20 protein-coding genes are annotated in these 17,042 nt (G+C 51.9%); 11 read left to right on the forward strand and 9 right to left on the reverse strand.

Features of this window, described 5'->3' with window-relative positions:
- Positions 1–60 precede the first annotated feature (60 nt).
- The 5 genes from mlaB to mlaF are packed head-to-tail and all read right to left on the reverse strand — an operon-like array spanning position 61 to position 3,172.
- Positions 61–354, reverse strand: a complete 294-nt coding sequence (mlaB, locus tag C2U41_RS19600; RefSeq protein ID WP_003025045.1) for a lipid asymmetry maintenance protein MlaB — start codon at positions 352–354, stop codon at positions 61–63.
- On the reverse strand, positions 354–989 hold the full coding sequence (gene mlaC, locus C2U41_RS19605; RefSeq protein WP_003025047.1) for a phospholipid-binding protein MlaC: 636 nt from the start codon (positions 987–989) through the stop codon (positions 354–356). The genes mlaB and mlaC overlap by 1 nt, the downstream gene beginning before the upstream one ends.
- 18 nt (positions 990–1,007) lie before the next feature.
- Positions 1,008–1,565, reverse strand: a complete 558-nt coding sequence (mlaD, locus tag C2U41_RS19610; RefSeq protein ID WP_003025050.1) for an outer membrane lipid asymmetry maintenance protein MlaD — start codon at positions 1,563–1,565, stop codon at positions 1,008–1,010.
- A gap of 4 nt (positions 1,566–1,569) precedes the next feature.
- On the reverse strand, positions 1,570–2,352 hold the full coding sequence (mlaE, locus tag C2U41_RS19615) for a lipid asymmetry maintenance ABC transporter permease subunit MlaE (protein WP_003025053.1): 783 nt from the start codon (positions 2,350–2,352) through the stop codon (positions 1,570–1,572).
- Positions 2,353–2,371: 19 nt separating this feature from the next.
- Positions 2,372–3,172, reverse strand: a complete 801-nt coding sequence (gene mlaF / locus C2U41_RS19620) for a phospholipid ABC transporter ATP-binding protein MlaF (RefSeq protein WP_003025057.1) — start codon at positions 3,170–3,172, stop codon at positions 2,372–2,374.
- Between the two features lie 215 nt (positions 3,173–3,387).
- Between mlaF and C2U41_RS19625 the strand changes: the two genes are divergently transcribed.
- The 11 genes from C2U41_RS19625 to npr all read left to right on the forward strand — a co-directional run bounded on the left by C2U41_RS19625 (position 3,388) and on the right by npr (position 11,307).
- Positions 3,388–4,365 (forward strand): calcium/sodium antiporter, encoded by a 978-nt coding sequence (locus tag C2U41_RS19625; protein ID WP_003839941.1) that lies wholly within the window; start codon positions 3,388–3,390, stop codon positions 4,363–4,365.
- 13 nt (positions 4,366–4,378) lie between these two features.
- On the forward strand, positions 4,379–5,365 hold the full coding sequence (gene kdsD / locus C2U41_RS19630; protein WP_003025063.1) for an arabinose-5-phosphate isomerase KdsD: 987 nt from the start codon (positions 4,379–4,381) through the stop codon (positions 5,363–5,365).
- A 20-nt stretch (positions 5,366–5,385) separates the two neighbouring features.
- Entirely contained in the window at positions 5,386–5,952 is a 567-nt protein-coding gene (gene kdsC / locus C2U41_RS19635) for a 3-deoxy-manno-octulosonate-8-phosphatase KdsC (protein WP_044701327.1), read from the forward strand.
- A complete protein-coding gene (gene lptC / locus C2U41_RS19640) occupies positions 5,949–6,524 on the forward strand; it encodes an LPS export ABC transporter periplasmic protein LptC (RefSeq protein WP_003025068.1) in 576 nt (191 codons plus the stop codon). Before kdsC ends, lptC begins: the two co-directional genes overlap by 4 nt.
- Positions 6,493–7,041, forward strand: a complete 549-nt coding sequence (lptA, locus tag C2U41_RS19645; RefSeq protein WP_003025070.1) for a lipopolysaccharide ABC transporter substrate-binding protein LptA — start codon at positions 6,493–6,495, stop codon at positions 7,039–7,041. Before lptC ends, lptA begins: the two co-directional genes overlap by 32 nt.
- A gap of 6 nt (positions 7,042–7,047) precedes the next feature.
- A complete protein-coding gene (gene lptB / locus C2U41_RS19650) occupies positions 7,048–7,773 on the forward strand; it encodes an LPS export ABC transporter ATP-binding protein (protein ID WP_003025073.1) in 726 nt (241 codons plus the stop codon).
- 46 nt (positions 7,774–7,819) lie between these two features.
- Complete coding sequence (rpoN, locus tag C2U41_RS19655; protein ID WP_003025074.1) at positions 7,820–9,253, forward strand: RNA polymerase factor sigma-54; 1,434 nt, start codon at positions 7,820–7,822, stop codon at positions 9,251–9,253.
- Between the two features lie 22 nt (positions 9,254–9,275).
- Complete coding sequence (gene hpf, locus C2U41_RS19660; protein ID WP_003025078.1) at positions 9,276–9,563, forward strand: ribosome hibernation promoting factor; 288 nt, start codon at positions 9,276–9,278, stop codon at positions 9,561–9,563.
- 83 nt (positions 9,564–9,646) lie between these two features.
- On the forward strand, positions 9,647–10,138 hold the full coding sequence (gene ptsN, locus C2U41_RS19665; RefSeq protein WP_006687857.1) for a PTS IIA-like nitrogen regulatory protein PtsN: 492 nt from the start codon (positions 9,647–9,649) through the stop codon (positions 10,136–10,138).
- A gap of 45 nt (positions 10,139–10,183) precedes the next feature.
- Entirely contained in the window at positions 10,184–11,038 is an 855-nt protein-coding gene (gene rapZ, locus C2U41_RS19670; protein ID WP_003025085.1) for an RNase adapter RapZ, read from the forward strand.
- Complete coding sequence (npr, locus tag C2U41_RS19675; RefSeq protein WP_003025086.1) at positions 11,035–11,307, forward strand: PTS phosphocarrier protein NPr; 273 nt, start codon at positions 11,035–11,037, stop codon at positions 11,305–11,307. Before rapZ ends, npr begins: the two co-directional genes overlap by 4 nt.
- 130 nt (positions 11,308–11,437) lie before the next feature.
- On the opposite strand, the gene mtgA is transcribed toward npr, so the two are convergent.
- The 4 genes from mtgA to C2U41_RS19695 form a co-directional block, all read right to left on the reverse strand.
- Positions 11,438–12,157: a monofunctional biosynthetic peptidoglycan transglycosylase gene (gene mtgA / locus C2U41_RS19680; protein ID WP_003025087.1), complete on the reverse strand. Its 720-nt coding sequence runs from the start codon at positions 12,155–12,157 to the stop codon at positions 11,438–11,440.
- Positions 12,154–12,807: an isoprenoid biosynthesis glyoxalase ElbB gene (gene elbB, locus C2U41_RS19685; RefSeq protein ID WP_003025088.1), complete on the reverse strand. Its 654-nt coding sequence runs from the start codon at positions 12,805–12,807 to the stop codon at positions 12,154–12,156. The genes mtgA and elbB overlap by 4 nt, the downstream gene beginning before the upstream one ends.
- A 229-nt stretch (positions 12,808–13,036) precedes the next feature.
- Positions 13,037–15,373, reverse strand: a complete 2,337-nt coding sequence (gene arcB / locus C2U41_RS19690) for an aerobic respiration two-component sensor histidine kinase ArcB (RefSeq protein WP_003025089.1) — start codon at positions 15,371–15,373, stop codon at positions 13,037–13,039.
- 194 nt (positions 15,374–15,567) lie between these two features.
- Entirely contained in the window at positions 15,568–16,497 is a 930-nt protein-coding gene (locus C2U41_RS19695) for a TIGR01212 family radical SAM protein (RefSeq protein ID WP_103848543.1), read from the reverse strand.
- Positions 16,498–17,042 lie beyond the last annotated feature (545 nt).

Genomic DNA, 17,042 nt, shown 5'->3' on the forward strand with positions numbered 1-17,042 from the left:
CAGATCCCCCTCGGGGGTTTTGCCGGATAGCGGCACAAGACCTTATCCGGCCTGGAAAAATTAACGCGGAAGGACGTCGTCAGGCAGATTGTAAAGCTGCGCCAGCGTGTACACTTTATCGTTAACACCAGTGAGCGAAACGCTGTTTCCCTGCTGCTTGCCTTGATTAATCAGATGCAACAGTAACGCCAGACCGCCGGTATCTACTCGGGATACCTGGTTCAGATCGATGCAGGATACCCCTTTCATCGCCTCAATTCGCGCATCCCATAAGGGATTTAACACGTCCTGATCCAGCTCTCCCACCAGCACCAGCTTGTCGCCTTCGCGCGTCCAGGTGAGTGACTGCGTCATTATTTTTTCTCTTCCAGCGTGATTTTCTGCTGAGAAATAGATTTCAACTGTGCCGTCAGGCCATCAATACCTTTGGTACGCAGCAGGTCGCTCCACTCATTTTGTTTGGTGGTGATCATACTTACGCCTTCGGCGATCATGTCATACGCCTGCCAGTTACCGGTCTGGGAGTTTTTACGCCACTGGAAATCCAGACGTACCGGAGGACGACCGTTTGGATCGATGATGGTTACGCGGATAGGTACGATGGTCGCATCACCCAACGGCTGCTCAGGGGCAATCTGATAAGTCTGGCCGTGGTACATCGCCAGTGCCTGGCCGTAAGCCTGCTTCAGATATTCACGGAATGCAGCAAAATAGGCTTCACGTTGGGCAGGAGTCGCATCTTTGTAGTAACGGCCCAGCACCAGCGCACCGGCATACTTAACCTGCACATAAGGCAGCAGTTCCTGATCGACGACCTGACGCAGGTAATCGGGGTTGGAACGGATTTTTGGTTGCTCGTTTTTCAGACGGTCAAAGGTCTTTTGCGCCGCCTCATCCATCAGTTTGTACGGGTTAGTCTGGTCTGCTGCGGTTGCCGCGCTAAGTGGAGCAATCACCAGCATAGCCACCATCATCAATCGTTTAAACATACGTCGATTCTCCTGATATTATTTCGTTGCGCCCGCAGGCGTAGTGGCTTCATTATTGCCTTCAGTTGCGGCTGGCGCATCGCCAGAATTCTTATTGTCATCACCTTTGCTGTTGCTGTTGTAAAGGAACTGACCAATCATATCTTCCAGCACCATCGCGGATTTCGTGTCCTGAATCGTACCGCCATCTTTGAGGATAGACGTTCCCAGCTCAGGATCTTCAAAACCCACGTTCAATGCCAGATACTGTTCGCCCAGCAGACCGGAAGTACGGATGCTCAGAGAACTGGTGTCAGGAATATGGTTAAAACGCGATTCGATTTCCAGCGTCACGCGCGGCAGGTACGTTTTCGGATCTAACGAGATGTCCGATACGCGTCCAACTACCACCCCGCCAATCCGCACCGGAGAACGCTCTCTCAGGCCGCCGATATTATCAAAGGTCGCATAAATCGTGTAAGTCGGTTCAGTACGCATTGAGGTAACGTTCGCCGCCTTCAGGCAGACAAACAGCGCAGCCAGCAGCGCAACCAGCAGGAATAACCCGACCCAAATTTCATTTTTTTTCGTTTGCATGAACTCAATTCCCAAACATCAGTGCGGTCAGCACAAAATCCAGCCCCAGAACGGCAAGAGAGGCGTGCACAACGGTGCGTGTCGTTGCCCGGCTAATCCCGGCAGAGGTCGGGATCGCATCATAACCATTGAACAATGCAATCCAGGTGACCGTAATGGCGAACACCACGCTCTTAATCAGACAGTTGACCAGGTCCAGACGCCAGTCGACGGCATTTTGCATAGCCGACCAGAAAAAGCCCGCATCAATACCCTTCCAGCTTACGCCAACCAGTGAACCACCCCAGATCCCCACGGCGACAAATATAATCGTTAGCAGCGGCAATGAAATGACACCGGCCCAAAAACGCGGAGAGATCACCCGGCGCAGTGGATCGACGGCCATCATTTCCAGGCTGGAAAGCTGCTCGGTCGCTCTCATCAGGCCAATCTCTGCGGTTAAGGCCGATCCGGCCCGCCCGGCAAACAGCAGCGCCGCAACAACCGGCCCCAGCTCACGTAACAATGACAGCGCCACCAGCATACCGAGGCTGGTTTCCGCACTGTAGGTCGTCAGCACCAGGTATCCCTGCAATCCCAACACCATACCGATGAATACGCCTGACACTATAATGATCAGCATCGATAAGACACCGACATTATAAAGCTGGCGTATCAGCAGCGGCGCATGTTTGCGAAACTCCGGTTTGCCGACAACCGCATTGAACAACATTAATCCGGCTCGCCCAAACGTCCTGAGGGTTTTTATTCCTCGATGTCCGAGTGATGCCAGCGCATTTAACAACATGGGTGGCTTAACTCCCTGTTTAGAGTAAATCGATATGGTAGTCACCCGCCGGGTAACGGAACGGAACCGGTCCATCGGCAATGCCGTCAAGGAACTGGCGTACGCGCGGATCGGCATTTTCTTGTAGTGCCTGAGCACTACCGTAGGCCACTATTTTTTTGTCCGCCATTATATAGGCGTAATCCGCAATACTCAGTACTTCAGGCACATCATGGGATACCACCACACAGGTGACACCCAGCGCACTGTTCAGTTCTGAAATCAACTTCACCAGCACGCCCATGGTGATGGGATCCTGACCGACGAACGGCTCATCAAACATAATGAGGTCAGGCTCCAGCGCGATAGCACGCGCTAACGCAGCGCGGCGCGCCATCCCGCCGGATAATTCAGAAGGCATTAATTTGGCCGCACCCCGCAGACCGACGGCTTCGAGCTTCATCATCACCGTGCTCTTCAGCAACGGCGCTGGCAACGTCGTATGCTCGCGCAGAGGGTACGCAACGTTGTCAAACACATTCATGTCGGTAAATAGCGCACCTGACTGAAACAGCATACTCATGCGCTTACGCACGGTAAATAAACGCGAACGGGACATGGCCGGGACGTTCTCACCGTCAAACAGAATCTCGCCCTTATCCGGTGAGATCTGTCCGCCAATCAGACGCAACAGCGTCGTTTTGCCGATGCCTGATGGCCCCATGATTGCCGTCACTTTACCGCGCGGTACCGTCAGGGAAATATTATCAAAGATGCAGCGGTCACCTCGGGAAAAGCTGACATCGCGCATATCGACTAGATTCGCCACAGACTGCCCCATTGATTCATCCTTTACTATTACCTTGTTGATCGAAGAGTTTGGCGCTCAATTTAGCCCTGAACTCAACATATTTACAGATTATTGCCTGTCCTGGTTAGCGAAAGCTGGCATTTGTTTTACTTTTTAGCCGCATAAAGTCAAAATTAAGACTTCGTTACGGCTTCCAGAAGATCCTTCAAGAGGACCGGCGAGTATACCTGAAGAAAGGACTTTAGATGCTTTTAGCGACGGCGCTGTTAATAATTGGTTTACTTCTGGTGGTCTACGGTGCCGACCGTCTGGTATTTGCCGCATCCATTTTATGTCGAAACGTCGGTATTCCCCCCATTATCATCGGAATGACCGTGGTCAGCATTGGTACGTCGTTACCCGAGATCATTGTCTCCGTTGCCGCATCGATGAATGGGCAACTCGATCTGGCTGTCGGGACCGCCATAGGTTCTAACATCACCAACATTCTGCTTATTTTAGGCCTGTCGGCGCTGATTCATCCTTTTACCGTGCATTCTGATGTTCTGCGTCGTGAATTACCGCTAATGTTGCTGGTAAGTATTTTAGCTGCATCCGTCCTGTATGACGGGCAGTTGAGCCGCAGCGACGGTTTCTTTCTTCTGCTCCTGGCCGTGCTATGGCTGCTATTCATTGTTAAAATCGCTCGTCTGGCCGAGCGACAAGGCAATGACAGCCTGACACGCGAGCAGATAGCTGAGCTACCGCGCGAAGGCGGGTTACCCGTCGCATTTTTGTGGTTGGGTATTGCGCTGATTATTATGCCTATGGCTACGCGTATGGTGGTAGATAACGCTACCGTACTGGCGAACTATTTCGCCATGAGCGAACTCACCATCGGGTTGACGGTGGTCGCCATTGGTACCAGCCTGCCGGAACTGGCAACGGCGATTGCGGGTCTGCGTAAAGGTGAAAACGATATTGCCGTCGGTAACATTATCGGCGCGAACATTTTTAATATTGTTATCGTCCTCGGGCTACCGGCGCTGATTACGCCGGGCGAAGTCAATCCTATGGCCTTCGTCCGGGACTACAGCGTCATGCTGCTGGTGAGCGTTATTTTTGCATTACTCTGCTGGCGACGTCCGCGCCAGATTGGTCGCGGCGCGGGCGCGCTGCTGACCGGCGGTTTTATCATATGGCTGGCGATGCTGTATTGGTTATCGCCACTTCTCGTTGGATAACTGGAAACGCATTATGTCGCACTTAGAGTTGCAACCGGGTTTTGACTTTCAGCAAGCAGGCAAGGAAGTCCTGGCAATTGAACGTGAAGGCCTGGCGGAGCTTGATCAGTACATCAACCAAAATTTTACCCTCGCATGCGAGAAAATATTCAGTTGCCCGGGCAAAGTCGTGGTGATGGGAATGGGGAAATCCGGCCATATCGGGCGGAAAATGGCAGCCACATTTGCCAGCACCGGCACCCCCTCATTTTTTGTACACCCAGGCGAAGCTGCACATGGCGATCTGGGTATGGTCTCGCCGCAGGATGTGGTCATCGCCATCTCTAACTCCGGTGAATCCAATGAGATAGCGGCGCTGATCCCGGTATTAAAACGTCTTCATGTACCGCTTATCTGCATGACCGGTCGTCCGGAAAGCAGTATGGCGCGTGCAGCAGATGTGCATCTGTGTGTTAAAGTGCCCAAGGAAGCTTGTCCGTTAGGCCTGGCGCCGACCAGCAGCACGACAGCAACACTGGTGATGGGCGATGCCCTTGCGGTGGCATTATTAAAAGCGCGCGGCTTTACCGCGGAAGATTTTGCGTTGTCTCATCCCGGTGGGGCACTGGGCCGTAAGCTTTTACTGCGCGTTAACGATATTATGCATACGGGCGACGAGATCCCGCATGTAACCAAAAACGCCAGCCTGCGTGACGCCTTAATTGAGATCACGCGTAAAAATCTCGGCATGACCGTCATTTGCGATGATGCCATGAAGATTGACGGTATTTTCACCGATGGTGATTTACGTCGTGTCTTCGATATGGGCGTTGATGTACGCCAGTTAGGCATTGCCGATGTGATGACCCCTGGAGGCATTCGCGTGCGTCCGGGTATTCTTGCCGTCGATGCCCTGAACTTAATGCAGTCCCGCCATATCACCTCGGTAATGGTTGCTGATGGCGACCAGTTACTCGGTGTGTTACATATGCATGATCTGCTACGTGCAGGTGTAGTGTAAGAAACTCAAGGATAACGAAAATGAGTAAAGCAGGTGCGTCGCTTGCGACCTGTTATGGACCCGTCAGCGCAGACGTTATCACCCGGGCAGAAAACATCCGTTTGCTGATCCTGGATGTGGATGGCGTACTGTCTGATGGTCTGATTTATATGGGCAACAACGGTGAAGAGCTGAAGGCTTTTAACGTCCGCGATGGTTACGGAATTCGCTGTGCGCTCACTTCCGGTATTGAGGTTGCCATTATTACCGGACGAAAGGCTAAACTTGTAGAAGATCGCTGTGCCACTTTGGGGATCACCCACCTGTATCAGGGGCAGTCAGACAAACTGATTGCCTTTGGCGATCTCCTTAGCAAACTGGCGATCGCACCGGAGAATGTCGCCTACGTTGGCGATGACCTGATCGACTGGCCGGTGATGGCACAAGTGGGATTGAGCGTCGCGGTGGCAGATGCCCACCCTTTGCTGATCCCACGGGCCGATTATGTCACCCGTATTAATGGGGGACGTGGCGCTGTGCGTGAAGTCTGCGATTTATTACTCCTGGCGCAGGGCAAACTGGACGAGGCCAAAGGGCAATCGATATGAGCAAAACCAGACGTTGGGTTATCATTCTACTGTCGCTGGCTGTCCTTGTGATGATTGGTATTAATCTGGCAGACAAAGAGGACACCGCTCAGGTCGTCGTCAATAACAACGAGCCAACCTATAAGAGCGAACATACTGATACCGTCGTGTATAGTCCGGAAGGCGCGCTGAGCTATCACTTGATCGCACAACACGTTGAATATTATTCGGAACAAGCGGTTTCGTGGTTTACTCAACCAGTATTAACCACATTTGATAAGGATAAAGTACCGACCTGGACGATCAAGGCCGATAAAGCCAAATTGACCAACGATCGGATGCTGTATCTGTACGGCCATGTTGAGGTTAACGCCCTGGTGCCTGACTCTCAACTACGCAGAATTACGACCGATAACGCGCAGATTAACCTGGTGACACAAGATGTCACTTCCGATGATCTGGTGACGTTGTATGGCACAACATTTAACTCCAGCGGACTGAAGATGCGCGGCAACTTACGCAGCAAGAACGCCGAGCTGATTGAAAAGGTTAGAACCTCATATGAAATCCAAAACAAACAAACTCAGCCTTAATCTTGTACTTGCCAGCTCACTTCTGGCCGCCAGCATTCCGGCATTTGCCGTCACCGGCGATACCGAGCAGCCGATTCACATTGAGTCGGACCAGCAGTCCCTGGATATGCAGGGCAACGTGGTGACGTTTACTGGCAACGTGATTGTGACTCAGGGCACCATCAAAATTAACGCCGATAAAGTCGTCGTGACCCGTCCTGGCGGCGAAGACGGCAAAGAAGTGATTGACGGATATGGCAATCCTGCAACGTTTTACCAGATGCAGGACAACGGTAAACCGGTTAAAGGCCGCGCCTCGCAGATGCACTATGAACTGGCGAAAGACTTTGTCGTGCTAACCGGCAAGGCGTATCTGGAACAGCTCGATAGCAACATCACGGGCGATAAGATCACCTATCTGGTAAAAGAGCAGAAAATGCAGGCCTTCAGCGATAAAGGCAAACGCGTCACCACCGTTCTGGTTCCGTCGCAGTTGCAGGACAAAAACAAGGCTCCGGCAGAGAAAAAAGGTAACTGATTCGTTATGGCAACATTAACTGCAAAGAACCTTGCAAAAGCCTATAAAGGCCGTCGTGTGGTGGAAGATGTCAGTCTGACCGTCAACTCCGGGGAGATCGTCGGTCTGCTCGGTCCTAACGGTGCAGGCAAGACAACAACCTTTTACATGGTGGTCGGCATTGTCCCGCGCGATGCGGGTAACATTATCATTGATGACGAAGACATCAGCCTGCTGCCTCTGCATGCACGCGCGCGTCGCGGCATCGGCTACTTACCGCAGGAAGCATCGATTTTCCGTCGTCTGAGCGTGTTTGATAACCTGATGGCGGTACTGCAAATTCGTGACGATCTGACCAGCGAGCAGCGGGAAGATCGCGCCAACGAGCTGATGGAAGAATTCCACATCGAACACCTGCGTGACAGTATGGGGCAGTCGCTCTCCGGTGGTGAACGACGCCGCGTGGAGATCGCCCGCGCACTGGCCGCTAATCCGAAATTTATCCTGCTGGATGAACCGTTTGCCGGTGTTGACCCGATTTCCGTTATTGATATCAAACGGATCATCGAACACCTGCGCGACAGCGGCCTTGGCGTGCTGATTACCGACCATAACGTCCGCGAAACGCTGGCAGTGTGTGAGCGCGCCTATATCGTGAGTCAGGGGCACCTGATCGCGCACGGCACGCCAACAGAAATACTGCAGGATGAGCACGTTAAGCGCGTATACCTTGGGGAAGACTTCAGACTCTGATAGGGTAGAAGACTTCACGTCACCGCAGGAGAAAACAACTCTGAACATGAAGCAAGGTTTGCAACTCAGGCTTAGCCAACAACTGGCGATGACGCCTCAGCTACAACAGGCTATCCGTCTGTTGCAGCTGTCCACGCTGGAACTTCAGCAAGAACTTCAGCAAGCGCTGGAAAGTAATCCACTGCTCGAGCAAACCGATCTTCACGACGAAATTGATACCCAGGAAAAACAGGACAGCGAAACCCTCGACACCGCTGATGCTCTCGAACAAAAAGAGATGCCTGAGGAGCTGCCACTTGATGCCAGTTGGGATGAAATTTACACCGCCGGGACGCCTTCGGGCACCAGCGGAGATTACATCGACGACGAGCTGCCTGTGTATCAGGGTGAGACCACGCAATCACTACAGGATTACCTGATGTGGCAAGTGGAACTGACCCCATTCTCGGATACCGATCGCGCCATTGCGACATCCATTGTGGATGCGGTAGACGAAACCGGTTATCTCACCGTGACCCTGGACGATATTCTCGAAAGCATGGGCGATGACGACGTCGGTATGGACGAAATCGAAGCCGTGCTTAAACGCGTTCAGCGCTTTGATCCCGTCGGCGTGGCCGCCAAAGATCTCCGCGACTGCTTACTGATCCAACTTTCGCAGTTTGATAAAGCCACACCGTGGCTGGAAGAAGCGCGTCTGATCATCAGCGATCATCTCGATCTGTTAGCCAATCATGACTTCCGCACGCTGATGCGCGTGACCCGACTGAAAGAAGACGTGCTAAAAGAAGCCGTCAATCTTATTCAGTCACTGGATCCAAGGCCTGGGCAGTCGATCCAGACTGGCGAACCAGAATACGTTATTCCGGATGTGCTGGTGCGTAAGCATAACGATCGCTGGGTGGTCGAACTCAACAGCGACAGCATCCCACGACTGCAGATTAACCAGCACTACGCCGCTATGTGCAATAGCGCGCGCAACGATGCCGACAGTCAGTTTATCCGTAGCAATCTACAGGATGCGAAGTGGCTGATTAAAAGCCTGGAAAGCCGCAATGATACACTGCTGCGCGTAAGCCGTTGCATCGTTGAACAACAGCAAGCCTTCTTTGAGCAAGGCGAAGAGTTTATGAAACCGATGGTGCTGGCGGATATCGCCCAGGCCGTCGAGATGCACGAATCGACCATTTCCCGTGTGACCACGCAAAAGTATCTGCACAGTCCGCGCGGCATTTTTGAATTGAAGTATTTCTTTTCCAGTCACGTTAACACTGAAGGTGGAGGCGAAGCCTCATCCACGGCGATCCGTGCGCTGGTGAAGAAATTAATTGCTGCGGAAAACCCCGCGAAACCACTGAGTGACAGCAAGTTAACCTCTATGCTGTCAGAACAGGGTATCATGGTGGCACGCCGCACCGTTGCGAAGTACCGAGAGTCTTTATCCATTCCGCCGTCTAACCAGCGCAAACAGCTGGTCTGACCCAACCGATAAGGAAGACACTATGCAGCTCAACATCACTGGAAACAACGTCGAAATCACTGAAGCCCTGCGCGATTTTGTTAATACAAAATTTGCCAAGCTTGAACAATATTTCGACCGGATTAATCAGGTCTATATTGTGTTGAAAGTGGAGAAGGTTACACATATCTCGGATGCAACGCTGCATGTGAACGGTGGCGAAATTCATGCCAGCGCGGAAGGTCAGGATATGTACGCCGCCATTGACGGTTTAATTGATAAACTGGCTCGGCAGTTAACAAAACATAAAGATAAACTGAAACAGCACTAACTTGTCCGGGCAGTTAGCGGGTGCAGGACGGCCTGTTGTGTAGCACAACGGGCCATTTGTACAGTTAGCGCTTAGGTGAAATTATGACAAATAACGATACGACTCTACAACTGAGCAATGTTCTTAACCAGGAATGTACACGCGCGGCCGTTCACTGCCAAAGCAAAAAACGCGCACTGGAAATCATCAGTGAACTGGCGGCAAAACAGCTCAGCTTGCCCTCTCAGGTGGTATTTGAAGCCATTCTGACGCGTGAAAAAATGGGCAGTACCGGCATCGGTAATGGTATTGCTATTCCGCACGGAAAGCTGGAAGAAGACACGATGCGCGCGGTTGGTGTGTTTGTGCAACTTGAAACGCCTATCGCCTTCGACGCTATTGATAATCAGCCAGTCGATCTGCTGTTCGCCCTGCTGGTTCCGGCGGACCAAACCAAGACGCATTTGCATACGTTGTCACTGGTCGCAAAACGTCTGGCGGATAAAACCATCTGTCGTCGTCTGCGCGCCGCACAGAGTGACCAGGAGTTGTATCAAATCATCACGGACACCGAAGGTGGACAGGATGAAGCATAACAACCCAATGGCATCCTTTTTTGTCGTTGTGAGGAGAAACAGTACATGGTACTGATGATCGTCAGCGGCCGTTCAGGGTCAGGTAAATCTGTCGCCCTGCGTGCGCTGGAAGATATGGGTTTTTACTGCGTGGATAACCTTCCCGTAGTGCTGTTGCCCGATCTGGCTCGTACTCTGGCCGATCGCCAGATTTCTGCGGCCGTCAGCATTGATGTGCGCAACATGCCTGAGTCCCCGGAGATTTTCGAGCAGGCAATGAACAATCTGCCTGAAGGCTTCTCACCACAGCTGCTGTTCCTTGATGCTGACCGTAACACGCTGATTCGTCGCTACAGTGACACGCGTCGCCTGCACCCACTCTCCAGCAAGAACTTGTCTCTGGAAAGCGCTATCGATAAGGAAAGCGATTTGCTTGAGCCTTTGCGCTCTCGCGCTGACCTGATCGTTGATACCTCCGAAATGTCCGTGCACGAACTGGCGGAAATGTTGCGTACCCGACTGTTGGGCAAACGTGAACGTGAATTGACGATGGTTTTCGAATCCTTTGGTTTCAAACACGGTATCCCGATTGATGCGGATTACGTCTTTGACGTGCGCTTCCTGCCTAACCCGCACTGGGATCCGAAGCTGCGCCCAATGACCGGTCTTGACCGCCCCGTCGCCGCGTTCCTCGACAGGCACACAGAAGTACACAATTTTATCTACCAGACGCGCAGCTATCTTGAGCTATGGTTACCCATGCTGGAGACCAACAACCGCAGCTACCTCACCGTAGCCATCGGTTGTACCGGCGGGAAGCACCGTTCGGTGTATATTGCAGAGCAGCTGGCAGACTACTTCCGCTCACGCGGTAAAAACGTGCAGTCACGCCATCGTACGCTGGAAAAACGTAAATCATGACCGTGAAGCAAACCGTTGAAATCACTAATAAGCTGGGCATGCATGCCCGTCCAGCTATGAAACTGTTTGAATTGATGCAGGGTTTCGAAGCAGAAGTTTTGCTGCGTAATGATGAAGGTACGGAAGCCGAGGCCAACAGCGTTATCGCTCTGCTGATGCTGGATTCAGCCAAAGGGCGTCAGATAGAAGTTGAAGCCACGGGTCCGCAGGAAGTTGAAGCCCTTGCCGCAGTGGTTGCCCTGTTTAATTCAGGTTTTGATGAAGATTAGTCAAGTGGTTTTAACACGTAGCCAGTAAGTCGGATAAGGCGTTTACGCCGTATCCGGCAATGCCATTGTGTCGTATTGTGCCTGATGCGCTGCACTTAAATCAGGCCTACAAAAACAGCGACAGTAGCGACTAATACAACTTATTTTCCCGCATAAACGACTCACCGCCTAACTGGCGCATTTGACGCATGATCCACGCCTGGCGGCTACGCACATAACCAGAAGGCGCATTCGCCTTAAAACGCAAAGGATTGGGTAATACCGCCGCCAGTAAGGCCGCTTCAGACAGACTCAACCGACTGGCAGGCTTATGGAAATAGCGCTGCGCCGCCGCCTCCACGCCGAAAACCCCATCGCCAAACTCAGCGATATTCAGGTAAACGGTCAGAATACGTTTCTTGCTCCAGACGGTTTCCATACCCAGCGTTAGCCCGGCTTCAAGACCTTTACGTACCCAGCTACGCCCATCCCACAGAAAGAGATTTTTCGCCGTCTGTTGCGATAACGTCGACGCCCCGCGAATACGGTTTTCATTGCGTTCATTGTGCGCCAGCGCTTTCTCTATGGCGGAGACATCGAATCCCCAGTGCTCGGGAAACTTCTGGTCCTCCGCGGCAATGACAGCCAGCCCCATCCACGGTGAGATCTCGTCCATGCTCACCCAGTCTGAGTGCGCCACATAACCAAAATCACCGGACAGCCATGCGCCCAGTTGCCGTTCAACCATCACCGCCGAGAAAGGTACAGGCATCACGCTGAAAAGTGCGATGCCCCCGCCCCAGAATACGCCGAGGACAATGACCGCCCGCAGAAAGATACGCCGCAGAAAGGCGGTAACTCCTGTTCTCATTCAGCCAGCACCAGCACACGCGATACCAGTTTATCGATGCCACTCGCAGCCTGAGCAATGTCCTGCGCCAGCATATAGGCGGGCGTGGTGACGATTTTATTGTCTTCATCGACGACAATGTCATCAACCGGACAAGGCACATGCTCAGCGCCCATCTCTTCCAGCACCTCTGCCGTATCGATATCAGTACCGATAGTCAGACGCAACGGGAAATCAAAAATTTTAGGTAACATAGCGGGCGCAATGCACATAAATCCCAGCGGCTTACCCGCCTGATGCATAGCCACCGCCAGCGCGGCTAAATCGCTGTCAACCCGGCATTCGCTGCCCTGACTGGCAAAATTGCTCAGATTTTTGGCCGCACCAAACCCACCCGGCACGATCAACGCATCCAGTTCCGTTGAGACTGCCTGAGCGAGCGGGCGAATTTCACCGCGTGTTATACGTGCGGCTTCAATCAGTACATTACGCGTTTCCAGCATCGGCTCGCCGGTCAGATGATTAATCACATCCGCTTGCTGTTTATCCGGAGCAAAGCAGACGGCCTGAGCGCCGTTGCGGGCAATGGCCAGAAGCGTGAGAACAGTTTCATGGATCTCTGCACCGTCATACACGCCGCATCCGCTGAGCACTACACCCACTTTTTTCATCGTGATACTCCTTTCTCAACTGGCTGAAACATATTAGTTATTATGATTTAAATGCTACGCTTCACACATTTAACTGATTCATGTAACAAATTATTTAAGATTTGCTATCTTAACTGCGTGCGGCCTGAAAATTAGGGCTGCGCCCTTGTAAACAATGATAATAATTTACGGCGCAGCCACGATTTCCCTGGTGTTGGCGCAGTATTCGCGCACCCCGGTCAAGCCGGGGTCATTTTTTTTCCACGCTCGCCACCCAGGCTTTTAATACCGCCACGTCGTGCTGCCACTCCTGCTTCATCTCTTCAATCCATTCAGCAACGTTATCTTCCCAGGCGGGAAGGTCCGGCGACTGGATTTGCTGACCTAACTGTTGCAGGTGACGCAGCCCCACTGAACCTGCTGCGCCTTTAATTTTATGACCTTCCTCAACCACGCCTTTTTTATCCCGTGCGGTCAAGTTTGACTCCAGCACGCTCAAATATCCCGGCATCATCTTCTCAAACACCGCCAGCCCGTCGGTAATTAACTTCGGTCCCACCAGCTCGAGGTATTGTTCCAACATAGGAATATCTAACAGCGCTTGCGATTTACTGCTTTCTTCAGATGTCACAGTGCTCTCCTCTTCGTTTCTGGTATCCCAGTATTTTTTGATCATGGCGGTTAGCGCCGGAACCGACAGCGGCTTACTCAGCACGTCATCCATTCCCGCGTCCAAATACTCTTTTTTATCTTTCAGTACGTTGGCGGTGAGTGCAACCAACGGCGGAAGGTCCTCACGAGCGTATTTTTGCGTGAGCTCCCGCGAGATATCGAGACCGGTCATATCCGGTAGCTGAATATCCAGCAGCACCAGGTCATATTCACCCGGCGTAAACATTTCCAGCGCGGCTTTCCCGGTCATCGCGACATCCACGCTGTTGCCTAATTTTTCCAGCACGGAACGCGCAACAATAACGTTCAGTTCAATGTCTTCCACCAGCAGCACATTCAGGGCTGGCAGCGGCATGTCATCGTCTTCAAAGGCGTCTTCAATCTCTTCCGCTACCGCAGGCGCATGTACGGTCAGCGTAAAGATGGAGCCTTTACCTGCCTGGCTGGAAACCGTAATATCGCCGCCCATATTTTTCGCCAGACGCTTCGACACGGCCAAACCAATCCCGGTTCCTGTGGCCGGTTTACCGCCGTTGCTGTCCTTCACCTGATAATACATGGCGAAGATTTTATCCTGCTCATCCTGCGGAATGCCGATCCCAGAATCTTCAACCTCGAAATGCAGCATATCGCCCTGGTCATAGCGCGCCCGCACGGTCACCTGTCCCTGCTGAGTGAACTTCACGGCGTTGCTGATCAGATTCCACAGAATCTGGCGCAAACGCGTGCCGTCGGTAATGACCTTATGCGGTAGCGGTAACGTTGGCTCAAGTACAAAACGCAGCCCTTTTTGCTGCGCCTGCAGGCCAGAAAGGTTTTCCAGATCCGCCATAAAGCTGGTGAAATCAACAGGCTGATTATCGAGCTGGACTTTACGTCGCTCCATCTTATCCATATCTATGATATCGTTGAAAATATTACCCAGCGTCACGGCAGAGACATGGATGGTTTTCAGGTATTTTTCCTGCTCAGCGGTCAGGTCTGTATCCAACAGGATGCGGCTTAAGCCGACAATGCCGTTAAGAGGAGTGCGCAGCTCGTGGCTGATGGTGGAAATGAAGGTGGTCTTATCACGGCTGGCACGTTCAAGCGCGTCCTGATAGCGCTTACGCTCGGTAATATCGCGCCCAAAACCCATCAGGCCATGTCGCTTACCTACGCGGTCATAGTACGGCACTTTACGAATTTCAAAGCAGGCTTTGCGCCCGTCCGGGTAGTCCAGCCACTGTTCGTAGGTGAGTGAGACGTTATGACGGAATACCTTCTCGTCGGTTTCAATTACCTTTTCAGCCGCTTCAGGAGAGTAAACGTCAGCCGGTTTTAAGTTCACCAGCTGCTTTTCGCTTTTGCCAGTCAGCAGTTCCATGGCACGGTTACAGCCGGAAAATTCTTTATCTTCATTGCGATAAAAAACCAGATCCGGCGAGGCATCAAGGAAAGAGCGTAAAAAGGAAGACTGTTGCTCGAGCTGGATCTGCGCTTCTTCGCGCTCTTTGATTTCAACCTTCAGTTGCTCGAACGTTTCCTGGCGCTCCGCTTCGGCTTTTTCGCGCTCAACAATTTCCTGATTGAGCTGGGCTATATTATCTTTCAATTGCACATTGAGCTTGAGATCGCGCTCGCGCATCTCTTCCAGCTTTTGTACCAGTCGTGACAGGCGTTGCCGGGACTCTTCCAGTTGCTCCACCACCACTGACAGGAAATAGACAGCCCAAGGGGTAATTAACAGACCAAAAAAGATAGAACGGATAACATCAATGCTTTCTACCTGGCCATGCAGCACCATGGTGACAGCCATCTGCACCACAATTGCCAACACGACCAGAGCCAGCGCCAACAGCAGCGAAAAGCGCACCAGACCCAACTTCATCATTAGGTCGACGTAATATTGCGCCAGCATACGGATTTGCTTCATAGAGGGTTCCTTCACGACAACTTGGCACAATAATACTCAATTCTTGGCGTGACGTTTGAGAATGTGCAAGAAATGCGGAGGTTATCAGTGAAATGACCGTAGAAGGTTAATCGTAGGCCTGATAAGCGAAGCGCCATCAGGCAAGCAGGCGCAGATTGCCGGATGTCGGCTTTGCCTTATCCGGCCTACGAGGGTTAGATCACCGGCTGCACCCATGGCGTACCCAGCGCCGAGCCTTGCACGCCGTGCTTGTTAAGGTACTTATCCAGTTCAACCATCCCAGTCCAGCGATTTTCACACCATAGCGGTGCTAACAGCGTTGGGCGACGCGCGCTGGCGGAAATGCGATGATAAATCACCTCTGGCGGCGTATGGCGGATCATCTCCCCGGCGGTAACCGTATAATCGTCCAGTTCAATTCCGTTCAGCCGCCCAGCTTCCCAGGCTTTCGCCATCGTACTGCCTTTCACAATATGCAGCGGATGCAGCTTAATACCGTCGACACCCGTCTCCACCACACGTTCCATGGTTTGCAGGCATTCTGCATGCCCTTCTCCCGGCAGACCGACAATCAGGTGCGAACAGACTTTCAGCCCGCGTTCACGCGCCAGCCGCGTAGTGTTCTGGTAGCAGGCAAAATCATGACCGCGGTTAATACGGTGCAGGGTTTTGTCATGTGCGGTTTGCAGACCAAGTTCCAGCCATACCTCATAACCCAGGTCTTTATACTCGCAAAGCAGATCGAGTACCGCATCCGGCACGCAGTCGGGGCGCGTCCCAACGCATAACCCGACGATACTGGCCTGGCTGACCGCCTGCTGATACATCGAACGCAGCACCTGTACTTCAGCAAAGGTGCTGGTATAGGCCTGGAAATAGGCCAGATACCGTCTGGCGCGATTGACCAACTGCGCCTGATGCTCAAGCTGCTCGGCAATGGAATGATGCTGCTGAGTTTCATCGGCAAACGAGGCGACATTACAGAAAGTACATCCGCCACGTCCGATGCTGCCATCACGATTTGGACAGCTAAAGCCGCCGTGCAGCGTGAGTTTATGAACCTTTTGCCCATAACGGCGAGAAAGATCCCCACCAAACATATTGACTAATTTCTGTAACTGCATAATCTGGTAGACCGCGCCTTGAAAAGAGGCCAAAGCCTGCCATTTTTTGCCCCAGTCGGCGATGACCTGGATCAATCGCCCTGGCGAGCCTTTATTTATTGCATAACAAATCAAAATAATTGAAATTTCATTCACTCAAAATATAATTACTTTTCCTTATATTCAGCGGTTTTTTTTATCTTCTTATACTCTGAGCGTAAAAACAGTATCTTTAAGACGCCTGAACTCTAAAAACCAGCATAAAATGCCAGTCATCTCGATAAATAAAGGGAGGACGAGGGATATCCAGCCTTTCTGACAGTGAGACAGATCACACTTCCAGGGGGATTCCTCTTAGGTTAAATCAATGTAAAAAATCCTTTTATTTCAACATTTTCATAAAGTTAATTGCCCTATAGCACATTTTTGCATAAATAAGATTGCCATTTGACCTGTGTGTGGATTCCCGATAACTTGGAAATCCGCTGGAAGCTTTCTGGATGAGCAGTCTGCTCATCATATTTATGCAGTAATTGAGATTCCCTCTGAAGCAAGTCCTCAAACTT

The organism is Citrobacter freundii complex sp. CFNIH4, from assembly GCF_002934505.1.
In the GTDB taxonomy this organism is placed as follows: domain Bacteria; phylum Pseudomonadota; class Gammaproteobacteria; order Enterobacterales; family Enterobacteriaceae; genus Citrobacter; species Citrobacter freundii.